General features: G+C 54.5%; 14 protein-coding genes, 1 other RNA gene and 1 pseudogene. 7 read left to right on the forward strand and 9 right to left on the reverse strand.

The annotated features are described in order from the left end of the window. The first annotated feature begins 347 nt into the window (after positions 1-347). Together pykF and DAQ1742_RS12485 are read left to right on the forward strand one after the other, a co-directional pair. Positions 348-1,760, forward strand: coding sequence for a pyruvate kinase PykF (pykF, locus tag DAQ1742_RS12480; protein WP_035341262.1), 1,413 nt, complete (start codon positions 348-350; stop codon positions 1,758-1,760). 307 nt (positions 1,761-2,067) lie between these two features. Beyond that, positions 2,068-2,304 (forward strand): major outer membrane lipoprotein, encoded by a 237-nt coding sequence (locus DAQ1742_RS12485; protein WP_012769424.1) that lies wholly within the window; start codon positions 2,068-2,070, stop codon positions 2,302-2,304. 183 nt (positions 2,305-2,487) lie between these two features. Here the strand turns inward: DAQ1742_RS12485 and DAQ1742_RS12490 are convergent. Continuing rightward, positions 2,488-3,432, reverse strand: a pseudogene (locus DAQ1742_RS12490) (L,D-transpeptidase family protein); the annotation flags it as partial. A 308-nt stretch (positions 3,433-3,740) separates the two neighbouring features. Here DAQ1742_RS12490 and DAQ1742_RS12495 point away from each other — a divergent pair. Beyond that, complete coding sequence (locus DAQ1742_RS12495) at positions 3,741-4,142, forward strand: hypothetical protein (protein WP_035345893.1); 402 nt, start codon at positions 3,741-3,743, stop codon at positions 4,140-4,142. A 53-nt stretch (positions 4,143-4,195) separates the two neighbouring features. On the opposite strand, the gene DAQ1742_RS12500 is transcribed toward DAQ1742_RS12495, so the two are convergent. Next, positions 4,196-4,618 (reverse strand): hotdog fold thioesterase, encoded by a 423-nt coding sequence (locus DAQ1742_RS12500; RefSeq protein ID WP_035341261.1) that lies wholly within the window; start codon positions 4,616-4,618, stop codon positions 4,196-4,198. Then, complete coding sequence (ydiJ, locus tag DAQ1742_RS12505; protein ID WP_035341259.1) at positions 4,618-7,677, reverse strand: D-2-hydroxyglutarate dehydrogenase YdiJ; 3,060 nt, start codon at positions 7,675-7,677, stop codon at positions 4,618-4,620. Before ydiJ ends, DAQ1742_RS12500 begins: the two co-directional genes overlap by 1 nt. Positions 7,678-8,004: 327 nt before the next feature. Here ydiJ and ydiK point away from each other — a divergent pair, with 327 nt between their 5' ends. Together ydiK and rprA are read left to right on the forward strand one after the other, a co-directional pair. Beyond that, the gene (gene ydiK, locus DAQ1742_RS12510; RefSeq protein WP_035341257.1) at positions 8,005-9,108 is read left to right on the forward strand and encodes an AI-2E family transporter YdiK; all 1,104 of its coding nucleotides are present in this window, start codon (positions 8,005-8,007) and stop codon (positions 9,106-9,108) included. A gap of 229 nt (positions 9,109-9,337) precedes the next feature. Then, an RNA gene (gene rprA / locus DAQ1742_RS12515) (antisense sRNA RprA) lies at positions 9,338-9,448 on the forward strand. A gap of 178 nt (positions 9,449-9,626) precedes the next feature. Here rprA and ppsA read toward each other — a convergent pair. Beyond that, complete coding sequence (gene ppsA / locus DAQ1742_RS12520; RefSeq protein ID WP_035341255.1) at positions 9,627-12,005, reverse strand: phosphoenolpyruvate synthase; 2,379 nt, start codon at positions 12,003-12,005, stop codon at positions 9,627-9,629. Positions 12,006-12,354: 349 nt separating this feature from the next. On the opposite strand from ppsA, the gene ppsR reads away from it, so the two are divergent. Continuing rightward, positions 12,355-13,176, forward strand: a complete 822-nt coding sequence (ppsR, locus tag DAQ1742_RS12525) for a posphoenolpyruvate synthetase regulatory kinase/phosphorylase PpsR (protein ID WP_035345891.1) — start codon at positions 12,355-12,357, stop codon at positions 13,174-13,176. Positions 13,177-13,372: 196 nt separating this feature from the next. Continuing rightward, positions 13,373-14,443 carry a 3-deoxy-7-phosphoheptulonate synthase gene (locus DAQ1742_RS12530; protein ID WP_035341252.1) on the forward strand — a complete coding sequence of 357 codons (1,071 nt, stop codon included), beginning with the start codon at positions 13,373-13,375 and terminating at the stop codon, positions 14,441-14,443. A gap of 98 nt (positions 14,444-14,541) precedes the next feature. Here DAQ1742_RS12530 and rmf read toward each other — a convergent pair whose 3' ends face one another. The 5 genes from rmf to DAQ1742_RS12555 all read right to left on the reverse strand — a co-directional run bounded on the left by rmf (position 14,542) and on the right by DAQ1742_RS12555 (position 20,535). Beyond that, entirely contained in the window at positions 14,542-14,709 is a 168-nt protein-coding gene (gene rmf, locus DAQ1742_RS12535) for a ribosome modulation factor (protein WP_071604068.1), read from the reverse strand. A gap of 291 nt (positions 14,710-15,000) precedes the next feature. Next, a complete protein-coding gene (gene pqiC / locus DAQ1742_RS12540; RefSeq protein ID WP_035345890.1) occupies positions 15,001-15,570 on the reverse strand; it encodes a membrane integrity-associated transporter subunit PqiC in 570 nt (189 codons plus the stop codon). A gap of 14 nt (positions 15,571-15,584) precedes the next feature. Continuing rightward, positions 15,585-17,237, reverse strand: coding sequence for an intermembrane transport protein PqiB (pqiB, locus tag DAQ1742_RS12545; protein WP_371327838.1), 1,653 nt, complete (start codon positions 17,235-17,237; stop codon positions 15,585-15,587). Then, complete coding sequence (gene pqiA / locus DAQ1742_RS12550) at positions 17,218-18,486, reverse strand: membrane integrity-associated transporter subunit PqiA (protein ID WP_035341249.1); 1,269 nt, start codon at positions 18,484-18,486, stop codon at positions 17,218-17,220. The genes pqiB and pqiA overlap by 20 nt, the downstream gene beginning before the upstream one ends. 132 nt (positions 18,487-18,618) lie before the next feature. Next, positions 18,619-20,535: an ABC transporter ATP-binding protein gene (locus DAQ1742_RS12555; protein ID WP_035341246.1), complete on the reverse strand. Its 1,917-nt coding sequence runs from the start codon at positions 20,533-20,535 to the stop codon at positions 18,619-18,621. Positions 20,536-20,539: the final 4 nt, after the last annotated feature.

Here is a 20,539-nt window from a genome sequence, read left to right on the forward strand (position 1 = left end):
TTTTTGCGCAAGAGCACGAAAATACGCATTATCCTTCCTGTCAACGGCTTGTATCTCTTTGCCTGATAACTATAATACGGAACGTCGTTTCATTGAATGGTTTCAGCGAATCACGTGCCACTGATAACACAACAACTCATCACACAATCCTCAGGGATATTGACGCCTCGCTTCGTATGTTTTTCGGGCCGTATCCGCTCACGTGCTTCTTCATCTTCCCGCAACTGTCACCATCTATACTTATCATTTTCATGTCATCGCAAACAGACTGTCGCCGGGGGTTCGCCTGCATCTAACCGTCGGTCATCCCGTTTTTTTATCCATCACAACTTGTAGAAACTACCGTTATGAAAAAGACCAAAATCGTATGTACTATCGGCCCGAAAACTGAGTCAGAAGACGTTCTGAACAAACTGCTGAATGCTGGCATGAACGTCATGCGTCTGAACTTCTCGCACGGGGATTACGCCGAGCACGGTCAGCGCATCAAAAACCTGCGCGCCGTTATGGAAAAAACCGGCCAGAAAGCAGCCATTCTGCTCGACACCAAAGGCCCTGAAATCCGTACTATCAAACTGGAAAACGGCGCGGATGTCTCCTTGACAGCAGGCCAGACGTTCACGTTCACCACTGACCAGAGCATCATCGGTAACAAAGATCGCGTTGCAGTGACCTACGCCGGGTTTGCAGATGACCTGCAAGTGGGCAACACCGTGCTGGTGGATGATGGTTTGATCGGCATGGAAGTCGTTGAGATCAAAGGTGGCGAAGTCATCTGTAACGTGCTCAACAACGGCGACCTCGGTGAAAACAAAGGGGTTAACCTGCCAGGCGTTTCCATTCAGTTGCCTGCGCTGGCTGAAAAAGACAAACGCGATCTTATCTTCGGATGTGAGCAAGGCGTTGACTTTGTCGCCGCTTCTTTCATTCGTAAACGCTCCGACGTTGAAGAAATTCGCGCTCACCTGAAAGCACACGGTGGCGAGCACATCCAGATCATCTCTAAAATCGAGAATCAGGAAGGCCTGAATAACTTCGACGACATCTTAGACGCCTCTGACGGCATCATGGTGGCGCGTGGCGATCTGGGCGTCGAGATCCCGGTAGAAGAAGTGATCTTTGCCCAGAAAATGATGATCGAGAAATGTAATCAGGCGCGCAAAGTGGTCATTACCGCGACTCAGATGCTTGATTCCATGATCAAAAACCCGCGCCCAACCCGCGCCGAAGCAGGCGACGTCGCAAACGCCATTCTTGATGGTACTGACGCGGTCATGTTGTCTGGTGAAAGCGCCAAAGGTAAATATCCGCTGGAATCCGTCAGCATCATGGCCACCATCTGTGAACGCACTGACCGGGTCATGAAGCAGCGTCTGGATAAAGCGCACAACACCGGCAAACTGCGTATTACCGAGGCAGTATGCCGCGGCGCAGTAGAAACAGCCGAACTGCTGGAAGCACCGCTGATCGTTGTGGCAACGCAGGGCGGAAAATCCGCGAAGTCTATCCGTAAATACTTCCCGAATGCCCGTATTCTGGCGCTGACAACGAATGAAATTACCGCTCGTCAATTGCTGTTGACCAAAGGTGTGGAAACGCAGTTGGTCAAAGAAATTGCTTCCACCGATGATTTCTACCGTATCGGCAAAGAAGCGGCACTGGCCAGTGGTTTAGCCCAGGAAGGTGACGTTGTTGTGATGGTGTCTGGCGCACTGGTATCAAGCGGCACCACCAATACGGCCTCCGTACACCGCCTGTAATTTGATAATGAGAACGTTTTGAAGCGCCCTGCGGGGCGCTTTTTATTTATATTGCATTTTAGCAACCGATAAATAGCGTGATCGGTTATACAAAAATGCTATATCCCGCGCCATAAAGGCCAGAGTTATCTGATAAAATAACGCTGTTTTACTTACTTTTTTAACCTCCCTGTAAAACTCGCTGATTCTTTGAGCGAACGATCGAAATTAAGCACGTTCCCATAAAAAATTTATTCTCATCAGAAAACGGTTTGTGTAATACTTGTAACGCTACATGGAGATTAACTCAATTTAGAGGGTATTAATAATGAATCGTACTAAACTGGTACTGGGCGCGGTAATCCTGGGTTCAACTCTGCTGGCTGGTTGCTCCAGCAATGCTAAACTGGATCAGCTGTCTTCTGACGTTTCTTCTCTGAACGAGAAAGTATCTGCTCTGACCAGCAAAGTTGACGCTCTGGCTACCGACGTACAGGCTGCTAAAGATGACGCAGCTCGTGCTAACCAGCGCCTGGACAACCAGGTTCGTACTTACAAGAAGTAAGAACTGGCTGACTGAAAAATGGCGCACTCAGTGCGCCATTTTTTTTGCCTTATCTGCCCACTACTCTGATACACACGTCCAGTCGTTTCATTCCTCTCCTTCCCTGTTATCTTCGCGTGCGGACTCTCTGGCCTTAAGCCATGCCAGAACGCGCGTAAACGCGCGCTGACCTTTCTTCTTTCAAGGTAATGGTGATGATGCACTCTGCCCTACGTTAACCAGCACAGGCATCCCCGAGCGACGTTCTATGGCTGGCTGTACCGCATGGCTATCAGTCTCTTTATCATGGATAAACGCTTTTACCTTTTGGCCAAGTGCAATCGGCAGGGTTTGCGGGTCATCCTTATCTGTATGTGACAACGGTTGATGCACTTCGATGTAGCGTTTCCCATCCGGCTCGACGGCCACTTTAATCGGCTCATTGATTATCTGCACCCGGGTTCCGACCGGCACGTCGTTGAACAGCGCTTCAATATCCTCCGGGCGCAGGCGAATACAACCGGAACTGACACGCATACCAATACCAAAATCAGCGTTCGTGCCGTGAATCGAATAAGACCCCACCGCTTTTCTCCAGCCGCAGTGCAAACAGCCCATGGGATTCTCCGGCCCCCCCGGCACCATCGCCGGTAATATCACCCCCTGCTCTTTATAGTGACGGCGCGTATTGGCTGTGGGTATCCAGGTAGGATTAGGGCGTCGCTCAATGACGTGGGTCACCATGACCGGCGTATTGCGGCCAAGCTGGCCGATGCCTATCGGGTAGACTCGCACCGTATTCTCACCTTTAGGGAAGTAATACAGACGTAATTCCGCCAGATTGACCACAATCCCTTCACGCGGCGTATCAGGTAATAGCATCTGCAACGGAATGGTTAGCGAACTGCCTGGCTTTGGCAGGAAAGGATCGGTACCGGGGTTCGCCTCCAGCATACCCAGAAGGCCTATTTTAAATTTGGCGGCAATGGTTTCCAGCGGATGACCATCATGCGGCACCGCATAGGTGATATTTTCACCAATCAGGCGGCTATCCGGCGGTGGCAGCGGATATTCCGCGGCGCAGGCAGGCGCGGTTGCCGTCAGACAAGCAGTAAAGAAGAGTCCCATCAGAGTCAGCGCTCGTTTCATTATTGGTTTCCTGTTTTACGACCACACACCAGTGCCAGCACCCAACGCTGGCAGACAATAGATATTTTTCATTACTAATCAATACATTGAAAAACCACTACGACAAACAGCGCTCAAGAATAAAAGTCGCGGTGCCGTAAATCCAGCCGATGAATTCCGAAATGTCACTACAGGATATCAGGGATGAGGGCAGCTTTTCCCCTTCACCCGTACCGTGAATGTTCTTTATAGGATAGCGATCAAAAGCATGGCGTGAAGCAGACAGCAGTTATATGATAATGATTATTATTTATATTGGAGTGACGGACATGTTTTCCTTCAACGCCTGGCTACAGACGCAGATTGATGACTATCGGCGTCAGTTACGCAATATCACGATGGAGTTTTATCTGGCAGAGTTGTCACTTGAGCGGGATGACAGCGAACTGAGCGACCTGCGGCACTATTACCTGACAGGAACACAGATGGCCGAGCTGAGCATCAGGCAAGGAGATGAAAACAGTTACCTGTTTAGCCTGATAAGAATTCATCAGCGCCTGATTATGGAAATTAACAGCAGAGGGCGAGAACGCCTGTTCCGGGTACAAAGTTACTATTTTGCACGCCAGACATTGCAGCGCATCTGCAACCAATTCAGCCTGATGGGGCACTGGGACAAAGCAACCGCATTTCAAACCGATTTTATGCAACGTGTGGTTTTTATGCCCTGAGCTTTCAACAAGGCTCCCAAGGGAGCCTGAGAGAGAGAAAACCACCGATACGATTACGACTCCGGCGTTACCACGGCCGTCGTTAAACGCGACGTACAACAAAGCCGGTCATGGTCATCGAAAATATCAATCTGCCAGACCTGCATACGCTTGCCGGTATGCAGCGCGCGGCAGACGCCACGCACTTCGCCTTCCGTCACGGCTCGCAGGTGGTTGGCATTCACCTCCACCCCCACCACGCGCTGCTCACCTTGTGAGCACAGATAACCGGCAATCGACCCCAATGACTCGGCCAACACCACGGATGCGCCACCGTGCAGCAAGCCAAATGGCTGTCGGGTACGGTTATCAACCGGCATCACCCCTTCCAGCGTTTCATCCGTCAGGCGGGTCAGGCGGATGCCAATATGGCTCGCTATACCGCCCTGCGCCATCCGATTTAACTGCTCAATATCCGTTTCACGTTTCCACAGCATCACACCAGCTCCAGCAACGCCTGCAATGGATGTTTCAACCCGCGCCCTTCCATACGTTTTACCTGGCTGCGACAGGAATAGCCCGTCGTCAGGCAACGTGCGGCAGGCAACCGCTGCAACGAAGGTTGCCATGACAGGGCGTAGATCCCTTTTGAATGCGTTAGATTACGGGTTTCATGACCATAGGTGCCGGCCATGCCGCAACACCCAACGCTAACATTTTCCAGCCGTGCGCCAAAATGGGCAAAAATCGCCGCCCATTGCTGTGTGCTGGCGGGTAAGGCCGTGGTTTCCGTACAGTGACCAAACAGATACCAGGCCTCACCGCGTAATGCCTCAGCGACATCGTCACGTTTGGTTATCACGCCGCTTAACCACTCGTGCACCAGGTGCACCTGAAAATCGCCGCGCTTATCCCCCAGCACTTCACGGTATTCATCGCGATAACACAACACCAGTGCCGGATCGACCCCCACCATGGGCAAGCCAAGACGCGCTACCCGATTGAGGAAAGCCGCCGTTTTCGTGGCCGTTTTGGCAAAACGCTGTAAAAACCCTTTAATGTGCTGGGGCTTACCGTTGGGAGAGAACGGCAGCAGCACTGGCCGCAGCCCGAGTTTTTCCACCAGCCGGATAAAATCGGCAACCACCTGTGCATCGTAATAGCTGGTAAACGGGTCTTGCACGATGAGCACATGGTCAGCGCGCTCGGCAGCAGACATCTGTTCCAGTTGCTCAAGCGTAGTGGCCATTGCGCGGTGGCCAACAAACTGCTGGCGCAGCGACGGGGCAGAAAGCAGCGGTAAATCCACCATGCCGATTTGCGTGCGGCTTATCGCATTGATCCAGGGCTGACGCAGAAAAAAGTTGAATGTTTTCGGGCTGCGCGCCATCAATGGCGCATAGCTCTCCACCCCGGCAACCAAATGATCGCGCACCGGGCGCAAATAGCGGGTGTGGTAGAGTTGCAGGAAACGGGCGCGGAACCCCGGTACATCGATTTTAATCGGGCACTGCGTAGAGCAGGCTTTGCAGGCCAGACAGCCCGACATCGCCTCTTTCACTTCATGAGAGAAATCATACTCTCCGCGCTGTGCCGCCAGCGTATTGCGGGTTTTCGCAATCATATCACGCAAACTGACGCGCGGCTGCGCTAACGCTTTTTCCAGTACCAGCGGGTCAGCGCCTTGTTCTGACAGCAGCCGCAACCACTCGCGCACCAGTGTGGCGCGCCCTTTGGGTGAATGAATGCGATCGCCGGTAATTTTCATTGAAGGGCACATCGGGCTGCGGGTGTCAAAGTTGAAGCACAGCCCGTTACCATTACACTCCATCGCCCCACGATAGGCAGTACGCACCGCCAGTGGGATTTGGCGATCATAAGTGCCACGTTTAACCGCATCGACCCGCATCATCGGTGCATCAAGGCCAAACGGTGCGCAAATCTTGCCGGGATTGAGGCGATTGTCCGGGTCAAAGGCAGCCTTAACCCGACGCAATTCATCATACAATTCAGGCCCGAAAAACGCCGGGCTATACTCTGCGCGAAACCCCTTACCGTGTTCGCCCCACAGCAAGCCACCGTATTTAGCGGTCAGCGCCACTATCTCATCAGAGAGTTGCTTCATCAGCATTTCCTGCTGCGGGTCGCACATATCGAGCGCCGGGCGAACATGCAGCACGCCCGCATCCACATGGCCGAACATGCCGTAACTCAGGTTGTGGCTATCGAGCAAGGCGCGAAACTCGACAATATAATCCGCCAGATGGTGCGGCGGCACGCAGGTATCCTCAGCAAACGGAATAGGTTTGGCCTGACCTTTGCTGTTACCGAGCAACCCGACCGCTTTTTTACGCATCGCATAAATGCGCTCAATGCCAGCCAAATCACGGCACACCTGATAACCAATCACCCCGGCTTGACGGGCAGCCAGCAGCCCGTCAAGACGTTCGCACAGCGCGCCGACCTGCCCATCTATCAGGGCCTCATCGTCGCCGGCAAACTCAACGATATTCAGCCCCAGCATCTCCTCGCCCGGCACATCGGTAATCAGTTCACTGACGGAATGCCAGACGATGTCTTCACGCGCCAGATTGAGCACTTTTGAGTCCACCGTTTCTACCGAAAGCGCGCGGGCTTCCACCATAAACGGCGCGCTACGCAGCGCAGAGTCAAACGAGTCATACTTGACGTTGACCAGTCGCCGCACCTTAGGCAGTGGCGTAATGTCGAGCTTCGCTTCGGTGATAAACGCCAGCGTGCCCTCGGCACCGGTAAGAATTCGCGTCAGGTCAAACGATTGCATATCATCGCTGAACACATGGCGCAGGTCATAACCGGTCAGGAAACGGTTCAGTTTGGGGAATTTTTCGATAATACGCGCGCGTTGCTCGCGGCAACGGTGCAACACGGTGTGGTAGATACGGCCAATGGGCGAGTCATCCTGCGCCAGTTGTTCTGCCAGCGCGACCGGCATCGCCTGCGTATCTAACAGCTCGCCGCCCAGCAGCACGGCACGCAGCCCCAGCACATGGTCTGAGGTTTTGCCGTATACCAGCGACCCTTGCCCGGAGGCATCGGTATTGATCATGCCGCCCAGCGTGGCGCGGTTACTGGTAGAGAGTTCCGGTGAGAAGAAATAGCCAAACGGTTTCAGGTACTGATTGAGCTGGTCTTTTATCACCCCGGCTTCCACCCGTACCCAGCCTTGTTCCGGGTTGATTTCCAGAATACGGTTCATGTAGCGGGACATGTCCACCACAATGCCCTGGTTGAGGGCCTGGCCGTTGGTGCCGGTGCCGCCGCCTCGCGGGGTAAACACCAGCTCACGAAACGGTGCTTCGCCAGCCAAACGCGCCAGCAACGCCACATCAGCGGTTGAGCGCGGGAAAACCACCGCATCTGGCAATAACTGATAAATGCTGTTGTCCGTCGCCATCGTCAGGCGATCGGCATAATTGGTGGCGGTATCGCCGGTAAAACCTTGCTGCTTCAATGCTTCCAAAAAGCTCAGCACCGGTTGAACGATGCCCGGTGCGTGTGTGATCTGTGGGATCATTATGTGTTGACCCTGTCCGTGCGAGAGGTGTTTGCCTAATTACGATACATGCCATCCAGGCCGCGCATTGGCTGCCTGAGGCTATCTCGTTTTATCATATTTCGCGGGCCTGTGCGTTAGTGGATAACAAAAACTTAGTGCTGTTGTCGCCATGCAAATAGACCATCGCACACCATGCTGCCGGGAGCTTTACGGTATCACTGTGCAAAGTGTTGAAAATCACGCATGATTGAGGCCGTCCTGCCATCGGGTGCCAGCCGCATCAGCGCAGGTCGCCTTGTTTTCATCATTTTTTATTAAGCCTGTTCCTGAATGAGGTAATCGCTCTTGATGAAACCATCTCAGTCACAGCGGTTCGACCTGGCGCGGATCCTGTTTAGTCTGTTATTCATTGGCATTCTGATTATTGCCTGCTTCTGGGTTGTACAGCCCTTTATTCTCGGGTTTGCCTGGGCCAGCATGGTGGTGATTGCCACCTGGCCACTATTGATTCGTCTACAGCAAATACTCTGGGGATATCGCGCACTGGCAGTCATTGTGATGACTCTGCTGCTGGTGCTGCTGTTTGTCATCCCTACCTCGATTCTGGTTAGCAGTGTTATCGATAACGCCTCTAACCTGATTACCTGGATAAACCAACAAGACCGCCTGACGCCCCCCGCCCTTGACTGGCTGAACGCCATTCCGCTGGTGGGGGCCAAGTTACACAGCAGTTGGCACTCGCTGGCGCACAGTAGCGGCCCGGCATTAATGGCCAAAGTGCAGCCTTATATTGGCCAGACTGCGGCCTGGGTTGTGGCACAGGCTGCCCATATCGGCCGCTTTCTGATGCACTGCGCCCTGATGGTGCTATTTAGCATTCTGCTGTATAGCAAAGGGGATCAGGTCGCTTTAGGCGTGCGGCGCTTTGCCATTCGGCTGGGGCGCAAAGGGGGCGATTCAGCCGTCATTCTGGCCGGTCAGGCTATCCGCGCGGTGGCACTGGGCGTGGTGGTCACGGCAATCGTGCAGTCAGTTCTGGGCGGCATTGGTCTCGCGCTGGCCGGAATTCCTTACACCACGCTGTTAACGGTATTGATGTTCCTGTCTTGCGTGGCACAACTCGGACCACTGGTCGTGCTGATACCGGCGATAATCTGGCTGTACTGGAGCGGAGACACCAGTTGGGGAACCGTGTTGCTTATCTGGAGCTGTGTGGTGGGAACGCTGGATAACGTCATCCGCCCATTATTGATCCGCATGGGTGCCGACTTACCGATGCTGCTGATTCTCTCCGGCGTGATTGGCGGGTTGCTGGCATTTGGCATGATAGGGCTGTTTATTGGCCCGGTGGTGCTGGCCGTCTCTTATCGCCTGCTCTCCGCCTGGATGAAGGATGCCCCTGAGCCACCACCCATCAGCGCACTAACCGCACCCACCCGAAAATCCTGATTATCACGATCACTCCCGGTGAGCCTTCCGCCGGGAGCATCAAATACGTAAGACATTCTTATCATTTTAAGAAAAATCTCATTAATAACCTGCAATATGCGGCAATAAACTCGACACAAGATCGCTTTGGTCGATTAAAATTCTTCTCTGGCAAATGTATTATTCAATAATAATTAACCATTAGGATGATTCCTAATGACTCTCCGTGCGCCAAAACCTACTATTCAACCCAGAGCTATTGCCAACGTAATGTTTGTCAGTGAGGTTTTTCCTCGTCAGAACGAGTAACGAATTGCTGTGTGTAGTCTTTGCCCATCCCCTAAGGTGGGCTTTTTTTTATCCCTCGTTTTCTGATACCCCCTGTCACACCATCGGTGTTTCACCCTACCGTCCACCTGATGATGCCATTTCGCTGTCAGCGGTAAGGCTCCGATTGCCATCCTAACCGGATCACTGGTCGCAATAAAAAACGCCCGGCATCCAGGACGCCGGGCGTTTACAGGCATACCGCCTGCTGATTACTGTTTTTGAGCCAGATTCAGCCAGGTCTGCACCACGGTATCCGGGTTCAGTGACAGGCTATCAATGCCTTCATCCATCAACCAGGCGGCGAAATCTTCATGATCGGACGGCCCCTGCCCGCAAATTCCGACATATTTGCCGTGGCGTTTAGCCGCCTGAATCGCCATTGACAGCAGCGCCTTCACCGCATCATTACGTTCATCAAACAGTGACGACACCACGCCGGAATCACGATCGAGCCCAAGCGTTAACTGCGTCATGTCATTTGAGCCTATTGAGAAGCCATCGAAGTGCTCAAGAAACGCATCGGCCAGCAGTGCATTGGACGGGATCTCGCACATCATAATGATCTTAAGACCGTTCTCGCCACGCTTGAGCCCCTGACTCGCCAGCTCATCAACCACCGCCTTCGCCTGCGCCACCGTGCGCACAAACGGGATCATCACTTCAACGTTGGTCAGGCCCATCAGGTTACGAACCCGTTTCACCGCCTCACACTCCAGCGCAAAGCAGGCACGGAAATCCGGCGAGACATAACGCCCGGCACCCCGAAAGCCCAGCATCGGGTTCTCTTCATGCGGCTCATAGCGGCTGCCGCCAAGCAGGTTGGCATACTCGTTAGACTTAAAATCCGACAGGCGCACAATCACCCGTTTCGGCCAGAAGGCGGCTGCCAGCGTGGCCATGCCCTCTTTGAGGCGCTCGATATAAAACTCGACGGGCGAGTCATAGCCTTGCATGAGGCTGCGAATTTCACGCTGCAATTCCGGCGTCTGGGCATCGAACTCCAGTAACGCGCGCGGATGCACACCAATCATGCGGTTGATGATGAACTCCAGCCGCGCCAGCCCCACGCCTTCATTTGGCAGACAGGCAAAATCGAAGGCTCTGTCTGGATTGCCCACGTTCATCATGATTTTCAGCGGCAACGGCGGCAGGGTATCCACCTGCGAGCTGTTGACCGTGAAATCCAGCATGCCTTGATACACATAACCGGTATCCCCTTCGGCGCACGATACCGTCACTTTCTCGCCATTACTCAGGCGCTCGGTGGCATCACCGCATCCCACTACCGCAGGAATACCGAGTTCACGGGCGATAATAGCCGCATGGCAGGTACGTCCACCGCGGTTAGTGACGATAGCGGCGGCTTTTTTCATGATGGGTTCCCAGTCGGGGTCAGTCATGTCGGTGACCAGCACATCCCCGGCATTCACCCGGTGCATTTCGCTGATGTCATTGATAATTTTCACCTCACCTGCCCCAATGCGGTGACCTATCGCCCGCCCTTCTGCGCGCACCTCGCCTGAAGCCACCAGATGGTAACGCTCCATCACCTGCCCGTTCGAGCGCACGGTTTCCGGCCGCGCCTGCACGATATACAGCTTGCCGGTGTGACCATCTTTGGCCCATTCGATATCCATCGGACGGCCATAATGTTTCTCAATCAGCAACGCCTGATGCGCCAGCGCCTGAACCTCGTCATCGCTCAGGCTGAAACGGCTGCGCTCGGCGTCCGCCACCTCTTCCACCCGCACCTGCTTGCCATGCTCCTGACTGGCCGCGTACACCATGCGAATCTTCTTCGAGCCCATATTGCGGCGCACAACCGCAGGCCGTCCTGCCAGCAATGTCGGCTTATGCACGTAGAACTCATCGGGGTTCACGGCCCCCTGCACCACCATTTCACCGAGTCCCCAGGCAGACGTAATGAACACCACCTGATCGAAGCCGGATTCGGTATCAATCGTGAACATCACACCCGACGAGGCCAGATCCGAGCGCACCATGCGTTGCACACCGGCACTAAGAGCGACACCGCGATGGTCATACCCCTGATGGACACGATACGAGATAGCGCGATCGTTAAACAGTGACGCAAACACATGTTTTACCGCCACCATCACGGCATCAATACCCTGAACATTGAGGAAGGTTTCCTGCTGACCAGCAAACGAGGCATCCGGCATGTCTTCTGCGGTCGCTGATGAACGCACGGCAAAAGACGCCTGCGGCTCACCGTCAGCCAGTTGTTGATAGGCCGCGCGAATCGCCTGCTCCAGCTCGGGCTGGAAAGGCGTGTCGATTATCCACTGGCGGATGGTGGTACCGGCTTTGGCAAGCTGGCTAACATCGTCAACATCGATGGTGTCCAGCAGTGCGTAGATACGCTGATTAATGCCGCTTTGGTTGAGAAAGTCATTAAACGCCTGTGCCGTTGTAGCAAACCCATTCGGAACCGACACCCCCAGTTCCGACAGATTGGTGATCATCTCCCCCAGAGAGGCATTTTTCCCCCCCACTCGCTCAACGTCATGCATACCGAGCTGGTTGTACCACAGGACATGACGCATATCAGGGCCGTTATTAGACATCGAAAATAATCCTTTTTGCTTACAGTTAGGGTGTAAAGAATTAAGACGTGAAATATCGCGCCGGAAACGACACCGGCTCTACGAGCGTAGCACAGGCTATCTCAAAGACCGGAAAGGTGAATCGATCAACCTGGTGAAAAAAACACAATTGACAGACAGTGATTGCCAAAAGCCATAAAAAAAACAATATTGCTCAATAAAGGCATCTTAATCAGAAAGATATTGAAATGATGTTTCAATAAAAATTCGATAAAGCAGCGAATTTTCGGCACAAAGAGTGTCTATCGTCAACGCAGGTCGCTAAGGAGCGGGTATGGAAAGAGAGCCCAATATGGAAAAAGAAATCGGTATGGCAAGAAACGTATTCTATGTCTCTGATGGTACGGCCATCACCGCAGAAGTGCTGGGCCATGCGGTGATGTCACAGTTTCCTGTCAACACCGTCAGCCATACGCTGCCGTTTGTTGATAATGAAGTCCGGGCAAATGCCGTACGCGAGCAAATCGACGAGCTCTATCGCCAGAGTGGCGTTCGCCCGCTGGTGTTTTACTCCATCGTCACGCCCGCTATCCGCGATATCATTACCCACAGCGAGGGCTTCTGTCAGGACATCGTACAAGCGCTGGTGGCCCCCTTGCAGCAGGAGCTGAGCGTCGCACCAATGCCGGTCGCCAACCGCACGCACGGGCTGACGGCCAGCAACCTGACCAAATATGATGCACGTATTGCCGCTATCGATTACACGCTGGCGCATGATGACGGCATTTCATTGCGTAATCTCGATCAGGCACAGGTTATTCTGCTGGGCGTATCGCGCTGTGGTAAAACCCCAACCAGCCTGTATCTGGCGATGCAGTTCGGCATTCGTGCTGCCAACTACCCGTTCACGGCCGACGACATGGATAACCTGTCGCTGCCTGCGGCACTTAAACCCTATCAACAAAAGTTGTTTGGCCTGACGATTGACGCCGAGCGGCTAGCCGCCATCCGCGAAGAACGGCGTGGCAACAGCCGTTATGCCTCGTTACGTCAGTGCCGCATGGAACTTAATGAAGTGGAATCGCTGTTTCGCCGCCACCAGATTAGCTACATCAACACCACCAATTATTCTGTCGAAGAGATTTCTGCCCGCATTATCGACCTGATGGGAATCAATCGGCGTATGTATTAACGGTTATTTAGCACCCCAGGCCAATGGATTGTCTGGTAAACTATCGTCCATCGCAGTCAGGTTGGTCTGGCGCGTTATGCCACAAGCCGGAACAAGCGCCTCATCAGACACCACAGTGTCATGGGGCCATACCTGACAGGTATTGACTCAAAGCCCGCCTCTTACGGCAAGCTTCATGCACATTCAGAGATAACACATGCACTCCACTGATGAGCTGCGCAGCGAACGGCTGACACGCCTGATGACACCCCACGAATTGTTGAGTGAACTGCCTTTGACATCGTCAATCGCACAGACCGTCGTCACCGCCCGCACCCGCATAGAACACATTCTTTCCGGCCAGGATAACCGTTTGCTGGTCATAATCGGGCCTTGCTCGATTCACCACTCCGATAGCGCCAGAGAGTACGCCACCCGGCTGGCAAGCTTACGCAGCCGTTACCAGTCACAGCTGGAAATTGTGATGCGTACTTATTTTGAGAAACCCCGCACGGTGGTGGGCTGGAAAGGGTTAATTGCCGACCCGCAACTGGATGGCAGCTTTCAGGTTAACGAAGGCCTGAGACAGGCACGCCGGCTACTGCTCGATATCAACGCGCTAGGCCTGCCAACCGCCACCGAGTTTCTCGATATCGTCACCGGTCAGTATATCGCCGACACCATTAGCTGGGGAGCCATCGGAGCCCGCACCACCGAAAGCCAAATCCACCGGGAAATGGCCTCTGCGCTCTCTTGCCCGGTCGGCTTTAAAAACGGCACCGACGGTAATGTGCGTATTGCCATCGACGCTATCCGGGCAGCCAGGGCGCGTCATATGTTTCTGTCGCCGGACAAACATGGCCATATGACGGTCTACCAGACGCACGGTAATCCATTTGGCCACATCATTCTGCGCGGTGGAAAAACACCGAATTATGAGGCCGAACACCTCGCCCATGCCTGCCTTGCCTTACGCGAGTTTGCGCTGCCGGAACGGCTGGTGGTCGATTTTAGCCACGGTAACAGCCAAAAGCAGTTCAAACGTCAGTTAAACGTTGCAGCATCCATCGGTGAGCAGATGCGCACTGGCAGCCAGGCGATTGCAGGTGTAATGGTGGAGAGTTTTCTGCTCGAAGGGGCACAGCCGCTGCGCCCGTCAGAACCGCTTACCTACGGCCAATCCGTGACCGATGCCTGTCTGGGATGGCAAGACAGCGAGCAGTTGCTCGATTCGCTGGCACAAGCGGCAGAATGCCGGTTGCAGTCAGCCAGAGCGCTTGCCATTTAACCGCTGTTCTTTATGCTTCACCACGGATAGCGGTTTTTCCCGCCTCAGAAACGAAAACCTCCGCAGACGCGGAGGTTATTCCTTTTTCAAAGACAGCGTCAGGCAATCACTGCCCTGTCTTCCATGGCTTGCCGCCAGCCTCCCAACCAGTTAGAGCGGGCATCGATAGATTGATAGGGACAGAGTTCCTTGGGCCGACCAATAATGCCTGCCTGATAACCCCGTGAATGTGCCCGTGCCAAACGATCTCTTTTTTGTCTCTTCATGCCTTGTTTCCCTCATTTTGACGCTGGTGGAAAGAAACCAGTGGTTACTTTTCATGCAACCACTCTTTAATGAATAGTCATTTCGGCCGTGAAGATCAAGCGATAGAATTCACGAAATTGTCATATTTGTGAGCCACACGGGGGGTTTTTCCGTGGCGGAGCGGTTTTTTTCAACCTAATCGGCTGAGCATAAAACAAAATCTCTGAACACCGATTACCGTCACCGTGTGACGGTGACACAACTGCCATCCAGAGATTTTTATTGCCATCAGACGCGATAAACGCGCCCGGTCAATCTGCCGTTTTTACCTGCCGCAGCACGGACTGCGCCACCTGTTGCCAGCCTGTCGCCAGTGCGCCGACCAGCGCATCATAACCATCGTCACGCAGGGCGACCTCCTGAGCAAACGGCTGGGTTATCACACGCTGGTTATCTTGCAGCACCCACTCGCCCTGAATCACGGCGTGCCCGTCAAAGCGCCCCTGAAATGCCGTCACATTCACGCGCAGGCTGGCGGTATTTTTCGTTACCGGCCCGCTGGTAAAAACATGCCATCCGGCCAAGCCGCTACGCAACGATGTCACCAGCGCCTGTTGTAACTGCTGGTCAAGCGGGCTCGCCCAGAGGTTATTCGTGGCCATGGTGTAACGCACCGGCGAAGTCTGAAACACCAGGCCATTGCCCGCCAGCGCATCAGCCAGCATCACGGGAGCCACCCATAATTGCCGCCCTTCGGCTTGCGTTACCGATGCGTGGCTATGTTGCGCCACTGCCGGAACAGGGAGCTGATAGAAAACCTTCTGTGGGCTGGAACAGGCTCCCAGCACCAGCACCAGCCACAACGGCCATCCTTTCATTATGCCTTTCACCTTCATCATGGTTTCGCCTTCTTCGGCTGAGGATCCTGGGCACCGGGTGCCTCGAAAATCAGGGCATTACTTTTATCATTCAGCGTGCGCAGCAGCGGCTGTAATTCACGCAGTGTCTGATCCAACCGCTGCATATCAGCCACCATGCGGTTATACGCCGGGGAACCCGGTTGCACACCTTGCAGGCTCTGGTTCAACTCACGCAGCGTGCGCTGCATGTCTTGCGGCAGTTGTTGCATGGCGTCGCTGCGCATCAGGGTATTGAGCGAGGTCAGCGCTGTTTGCAATTCATGCAAGGTCGTCTGGCTTTGCGACAGGGTTTTGGTCGCCTGCTCTACCATCGGGTTTAACGGCAACCCATTGATTTTATCCAGCACAGACATCAGCTTTTGCTGAATTTGCGTTAACCCACCGTTGACTGTCGGCAGCACCGGGTAGCCATCCATTGACGCTATCGGCAAAGCCCGACCTTTTTGCTGCGGATAAAAATCAAGATCCACATAGAGTGCGCCGGTCAACAGATTGGCGGTTTTCATTGATGCTCTCAGGCCCGATATCGCCCCTTTACTCAGCTCTTGCGCAACGTCCATCCGATCGCGCAGCCCCTGTGTGAGGCGACCAGGCTCAATACGGATCAACACCGGAATACGGTAATCACTGTCAAAACTCTGCGGCAGGTTATGCGGGAAGAAGGGCACCTCGGCAACACTCCCCAGCCGGATACCGCGAAACTCGACCGGCGCGCCTACCTGTAATCCGCGCACTGACTCATCGAAGAACAGCAGGTACTCTTTATAATCGGTGTAGAGTGAATCCTGAATACTGGTTTGGTTATCAAACAACAGGTATTCATCACGCTCCTGAGCCGGTTTCCCCGCCTCCCAGCCAGCGGGCACATCAAAGCTCACCCCGCCACTGAGTAAGGTACTCAGCGACCCCATCTCCACTCGCATCCCCTGCGCCGAGAGATTCAGCGCCACACCGCTGTCTTTCCAAAAGCGCACATTGGCGGTCACCAGCGGGTCGTAAGGCGCGGCGATAAACACCTGATAACGCATCTTGCGGGCAACCGGGTCGAAATGGCTGGTTTCCACCGACCCAACGCGAAACCCACGAAACAGCACCGGGTCACCGGCGTTTAACTGGCCGGACTGTTCGCTGTTAAGCATAATGCGAATACCTTTCGCATCCGGCGAGGCCAGCGGCGGGGAGTCCAGCAACTGAAACGCCCGACTCTCTTGCTTGCCCGCCCCTGGCTGCAACTCGATGAACGCGCCGGAAAGCAGGGTGCCGAGCCCCGATACCCCCTCGCGGCCTATCTGGGGTTTAACCACCCAGAATGCGGAATCTTTGCCCAGCAACTTCTCCATGCCTTCGTTCAGACGGGCTTTAATCTCCACCTGTTGCAGGTCATCGCTTAACCTGACGTTCTCAACCACCCCGACATTGACACTGCGGCTTTTAATGGTGGTTTTCCCCGCCTCAATGCCTTCGGCACTGCGCGTCGTCAGCGTAATTTCCGGCCCCTGATGGCTGATATGGTAAAACAAAATCCAGGCCCCTATCAGTACCGTGACAATCGGCACAATCCACACCGGTGACCAGCGTGTAATGCTTTCCACCTGTGCTGTCGTTTGATTAGTCTTGGTCAACGCCATACTCCTCTCCCTGTTCGTGATGACTGTCCCACAGCAGACGGGGATCAAAGGCCATCGCGGCAATCATGGTCAAAATGACAACACTGGCAAAAAGCACTGCGCCAATAGCCGGATAAATACTCATCAGTCGCCCCATTCGTACCATCGCTGACAGTACGGCAATCACGAATACGTCAATCATCGACCAGCGGCCGACAAACTCAACCATCTCATATAACTGGTGCAGGCGCGCAGCATCGTGCCGATGGGGGCCACGCGCGCGCCAGCACAGCCAACCCAGTGCCAGCATTTTCAACGAAGGCACCATGATGCTGGCAATAAAAATCACCAGCGCAACCGGCCATGAACCACTCTCCCAGAGCAAAATAACCCCGGACATGATGGTGGATGTCACGCTATGGCCGAGCGCTTCTGTCACCATAATCGGCATAATATTGGCTGGCACATACAGCAGCACCGAGGTCAGCAGCAGCGCCAGTGTCCATTGCAGGCTATGCCGCCGACGCACATGGCCATGACGGTGACAGCGCGGGCAGCGGTGTTCATCCGCAGGTAAAATCGCACGGCAACAGGCACATGCACGCACCCCCTGCGACATCCCGCTCTCACCGCAAACCAGCCCGGCAGGCATCGGCGGCGGCGGGGCGACATCATCCCATAGCCAGCGGCGATCCAGGCTCTGAAAAGCCAGTAATTGCAACAGACAAAAGACGATATAGGGAATAAAACTGGCACCAATGCCGATATCACCGTACGCCATCAGTTTGACGAAACTGACCAGCACACCGGCGAGAAAAATTTCCGCCATCCCCCAGCTTTTCAACTGGAAGAGCACCTTGGTAAAAGAGCGCTTGATACCGGTAGATAACGGCACGCGCAGGCATAACAGCGCCATCATCAGCATTGAGCACGCCGGTATCAGTTGCACAAACAACAAAAACAGCGTCGCCACACTGGCGTAGCTTTCCGCCACCATCACCCGTGGAATTTCCAGCAGCGTAATTTCGCTGCGAATACCGGCGACGGTCATGGAAACAAACGGAAATAGCATTGATAACAGCAACATTATCAATGTACTGAAAGCAAAACTGGCAGGCCGCCAGCGCGGCTCACGCTGGCGACTGGATAACACCGCATGACAGCGCGGACACACCGCACGCTGGCCATCCTGTAACGAAGGCAGTTCCAGCAGCAGGTCACAGTGCGGGCACAGCATATGCCGGTCATAGTGGTGATGATGTCCACACATTCGCCGCCTCCGGGTGGCCTGACTGAGACACAAAAGCATGACGCTGCGCTGAGCAGACAACCCTCGTCTCAGCGCAGCCCTTCACACCCAGAAACACCGCAGGCAGGCGACACTCTAGCGCCTGCCTCGTACCTAAGCGTTTTTCTGGGCTTCCAGCGTTTCCCAACGCTCAAAGCAGCTTTCCAGCTGTTGTTCTGCCGTGGCCAGTGCATTGAGTACCGGCTGCGTTTCATCATGCGTGCGAGAGAAAAACGCCGGGTCGTTCATTTGCTGTTGCAGGCGCTCAATCTCTTGCTCCAGCGCCTCAATCTGTTGTGGCAACTGCTCAAGCTCACGCTGTTGGTTATAACTGAGTTTCCCGCCAGTGCGCTTGGCGCTTGATGCGCTGGCCAGAGTTGCCGACGGCACAGCAGGCTCTTTTGGCGCGCTCGTCGCGCTGCGTTGCGCTGCCGAGGCGGCACGCTGTTGCTGTGCGTCATAGTAACCGCCAACATAGCGGCCAATCACGCCATTGCCTTCGAAAATCCAGCACTCGGTAACACTGTTATCGACGAACTGACGATCATGGCTGACCAGCAGCACCGTACCCTGGTAGCTTTCCAGTAACTCTTCCAGCAGTTCCAGCGTTTCCACATCCAGATCGTTGGTCGGTTCATCAAGAATCAGCAGGTTGCTGGGTTTAAGGAACAAACGCGCCAGCAACAGGCGGTTGCGCTCCCCACCGGATAATGCCCTGACCGGTGTCATGGCGCGTTTCGGGTGAAACAGAAAGTCTTGCAAATAGCCCAGCACATGGCGCGAGCGGCCATTAACCATCACTTCCTGTTTGCCTTCGGCCAGGTTATCCATCACCGTTTTGTCCGGGTCCAGCTCGGCACGGTGTTGATCGAAATAAGCCACTTCCAGTTTGGTGCCACAGTGGATACGTCCGGCGCTGGCGGCCAGTTGCCCCAGCATCAGCTTCAGCAAGGTGGTTTTTCCACAGCCGTTCGGCCCCACCAGCGCGATTTTATCGCTACGCTGTACCTGTGCCGAAAAGCCGGACACCAGCGTCTTGCCCGCCACCTGATAGTGAACGTCTTCCAGCTCAAAGACGATTTTGCCGGATCGCGCGGCCTCTTCTACCTGCATTTTGGCTGAACCCATCACTTCACGGCGCTCGGCACGCTCCTGACGCATCGCCTTGAGCGCCCGCACCCGCCCTTCGTTACGGGTACGCCGCGCCTTGATGCCCTGGCGGATCCACACCTCTTCCTGCGCCAGCTTGCGGTCGAACTCCGCATTCTGTAACTCTTCGACCCGCAGCGCTTCCTCTTTACCGGCCAAATAGGTGTCATAGTTACCCGGCCAGGAGACCAGCTTGCCGCGATCCAAATCGACAATCCGGGTCGCCATGTTGCGGATAAAAGAGCGGTCATGGGAGATAAACACGATACTGCCGGAAAACGCCTTCAGGAATCCTTCCAGCCAGTCGATGGTTTCGATATCCAGATGGTTGGTCGGCTCATCAAGCAACAACACCCGAGGGCCGCTCACCAGCGCCCGGCCGAGCGCGGCCTTACGCAACCAGCCACCGGAGAGCGCCGACAGCGGCATATCCGCGGATAACCCCAACTGCGCCAGCACTTCATTGATGCGGTCTTCGAGCTTCCACAACCCCTGGTGGTCAAGCACGTCCTGAATTTTCGCCAGTTGATTGAGGTTTTTCTCGCTCGGGTCTTCGCCGACCTGGCGCAACGCCGTATGGTAGGCTTTAAGGTATTCGGCCTGCGCGGCCACCCCTTCGGCAACAAAATCGAACACGGTGCCGGCCACATTACGTGGCGGATCTTGCTGCAAACGAGCGACAATCAAATCCTGCTCATACACCAGCCGGCCATCATCCAGCGGCGTCTCCTGGGACAAAATTTTCAGCAGCGTCGATTTCCCTGCGCCGTTACGCCCCACCAGACACACCCGTTCGTTGTCCTCAATGTGCAGCTCGGTATTGTCCAACAGCGGCGCGTCGCTAAATGACAGCCAGGCACCGGATAAACTGATCAATGACATGGTA

Origin of the sequence: Dickeya aquatica (assembly GCF_900095885.1) — a bacterium.
GTDB lineage: Bacteria > Pseudomonadota > Gammaproteobacteria > Enterobacterales > Enterobacteriaceae > Dickeya > Dickeya aquatica.

Excerpts from the sequence above, each read along its gene's own strand:
- pykF (WP_035341262.1), top strand. The coding sequence starts at position 348 with ATGAAAAAGACCAAAATCGTATGTACTATCGGCCCGAAAACTGAGTCA.
- DAQ1742_RS12485 (WP_012769424.1), top strand. The coding sequence starts at position 2,068 with ATGAATCGTACTAAACTGGTACTGGGCGCGGTAATCCTGGGTTCAACT.
- DAQ1742_RS12495 (WP_035345893.1), top strand. The coding sequence starts at position 3,741 with ATGTTTTCCTTCAACGCCTGGCTACAGACGCAGATTGATGACTATCGG.
- DAQ1742_RS12500 (WP_035341261.1), bottom strand. The coding sequence starts at position 4,618 with ATGCTGTGGAAACGTGAAACGGATATTGAGCAGTTAAATCGGATGGCG.
- ydiJ (WP_035341259.1), bottom strand. The coding sequence starts at position 7,677 with ATGATCCCACAGATCACACACGCACCGGGCATCGTTCAACCGGTGCTG.
- ppsA (WP_035341255.1), bottom strand. The coding sequence starts at position 12,005 with ATGTCTAATAACGGCCCTGATATGCGTCATGTCCTGTGGTACAACCAG.
- ppsR (WP_035345891.1), top strand. The coding sequence starts at position 12,355 with ATGGCAAGAAACGTATTCTATGTCTCTGATGGTACGGCCATCACCGCA.
- DAQ1742_RS12530 (WP_035341252.1), top strand. The coding sequence starts at position 13,373 with ATGCACTCCACTGATGAGCTGCGCAGCGAACGGCTGACACGCCTGATG.
- rmf (WP_071604068.1), bottom strand. The coding sequence starts at position 14,709 with ATGAAGAGACAAAAAAGAGATCGTTTGGCACGGGCACATTCACGGGGT.
- pqiB (WP_371327838.1), bottom strand. The coding sequence starts at position 17,237 with ATGGCGTTGACCAAGACTAATCAAACGACAGCACAGGTGGAAAGCATT.
- pqiA (WP_035341249.1), bottom strand. The coding sequence starts at position 18,486 with ATGTGTGGACATCATCACCACTATGACCGGCATATGCTGTGCCCGCAC.
- DAQ1742_RS12555 (WP_035341246.1), bottom strand. The coding sequence starts at position 20,535 with ATGTCATTGATCAGTTTATCCGGTGCCTGGCTGTCATTTAGCGACGCG.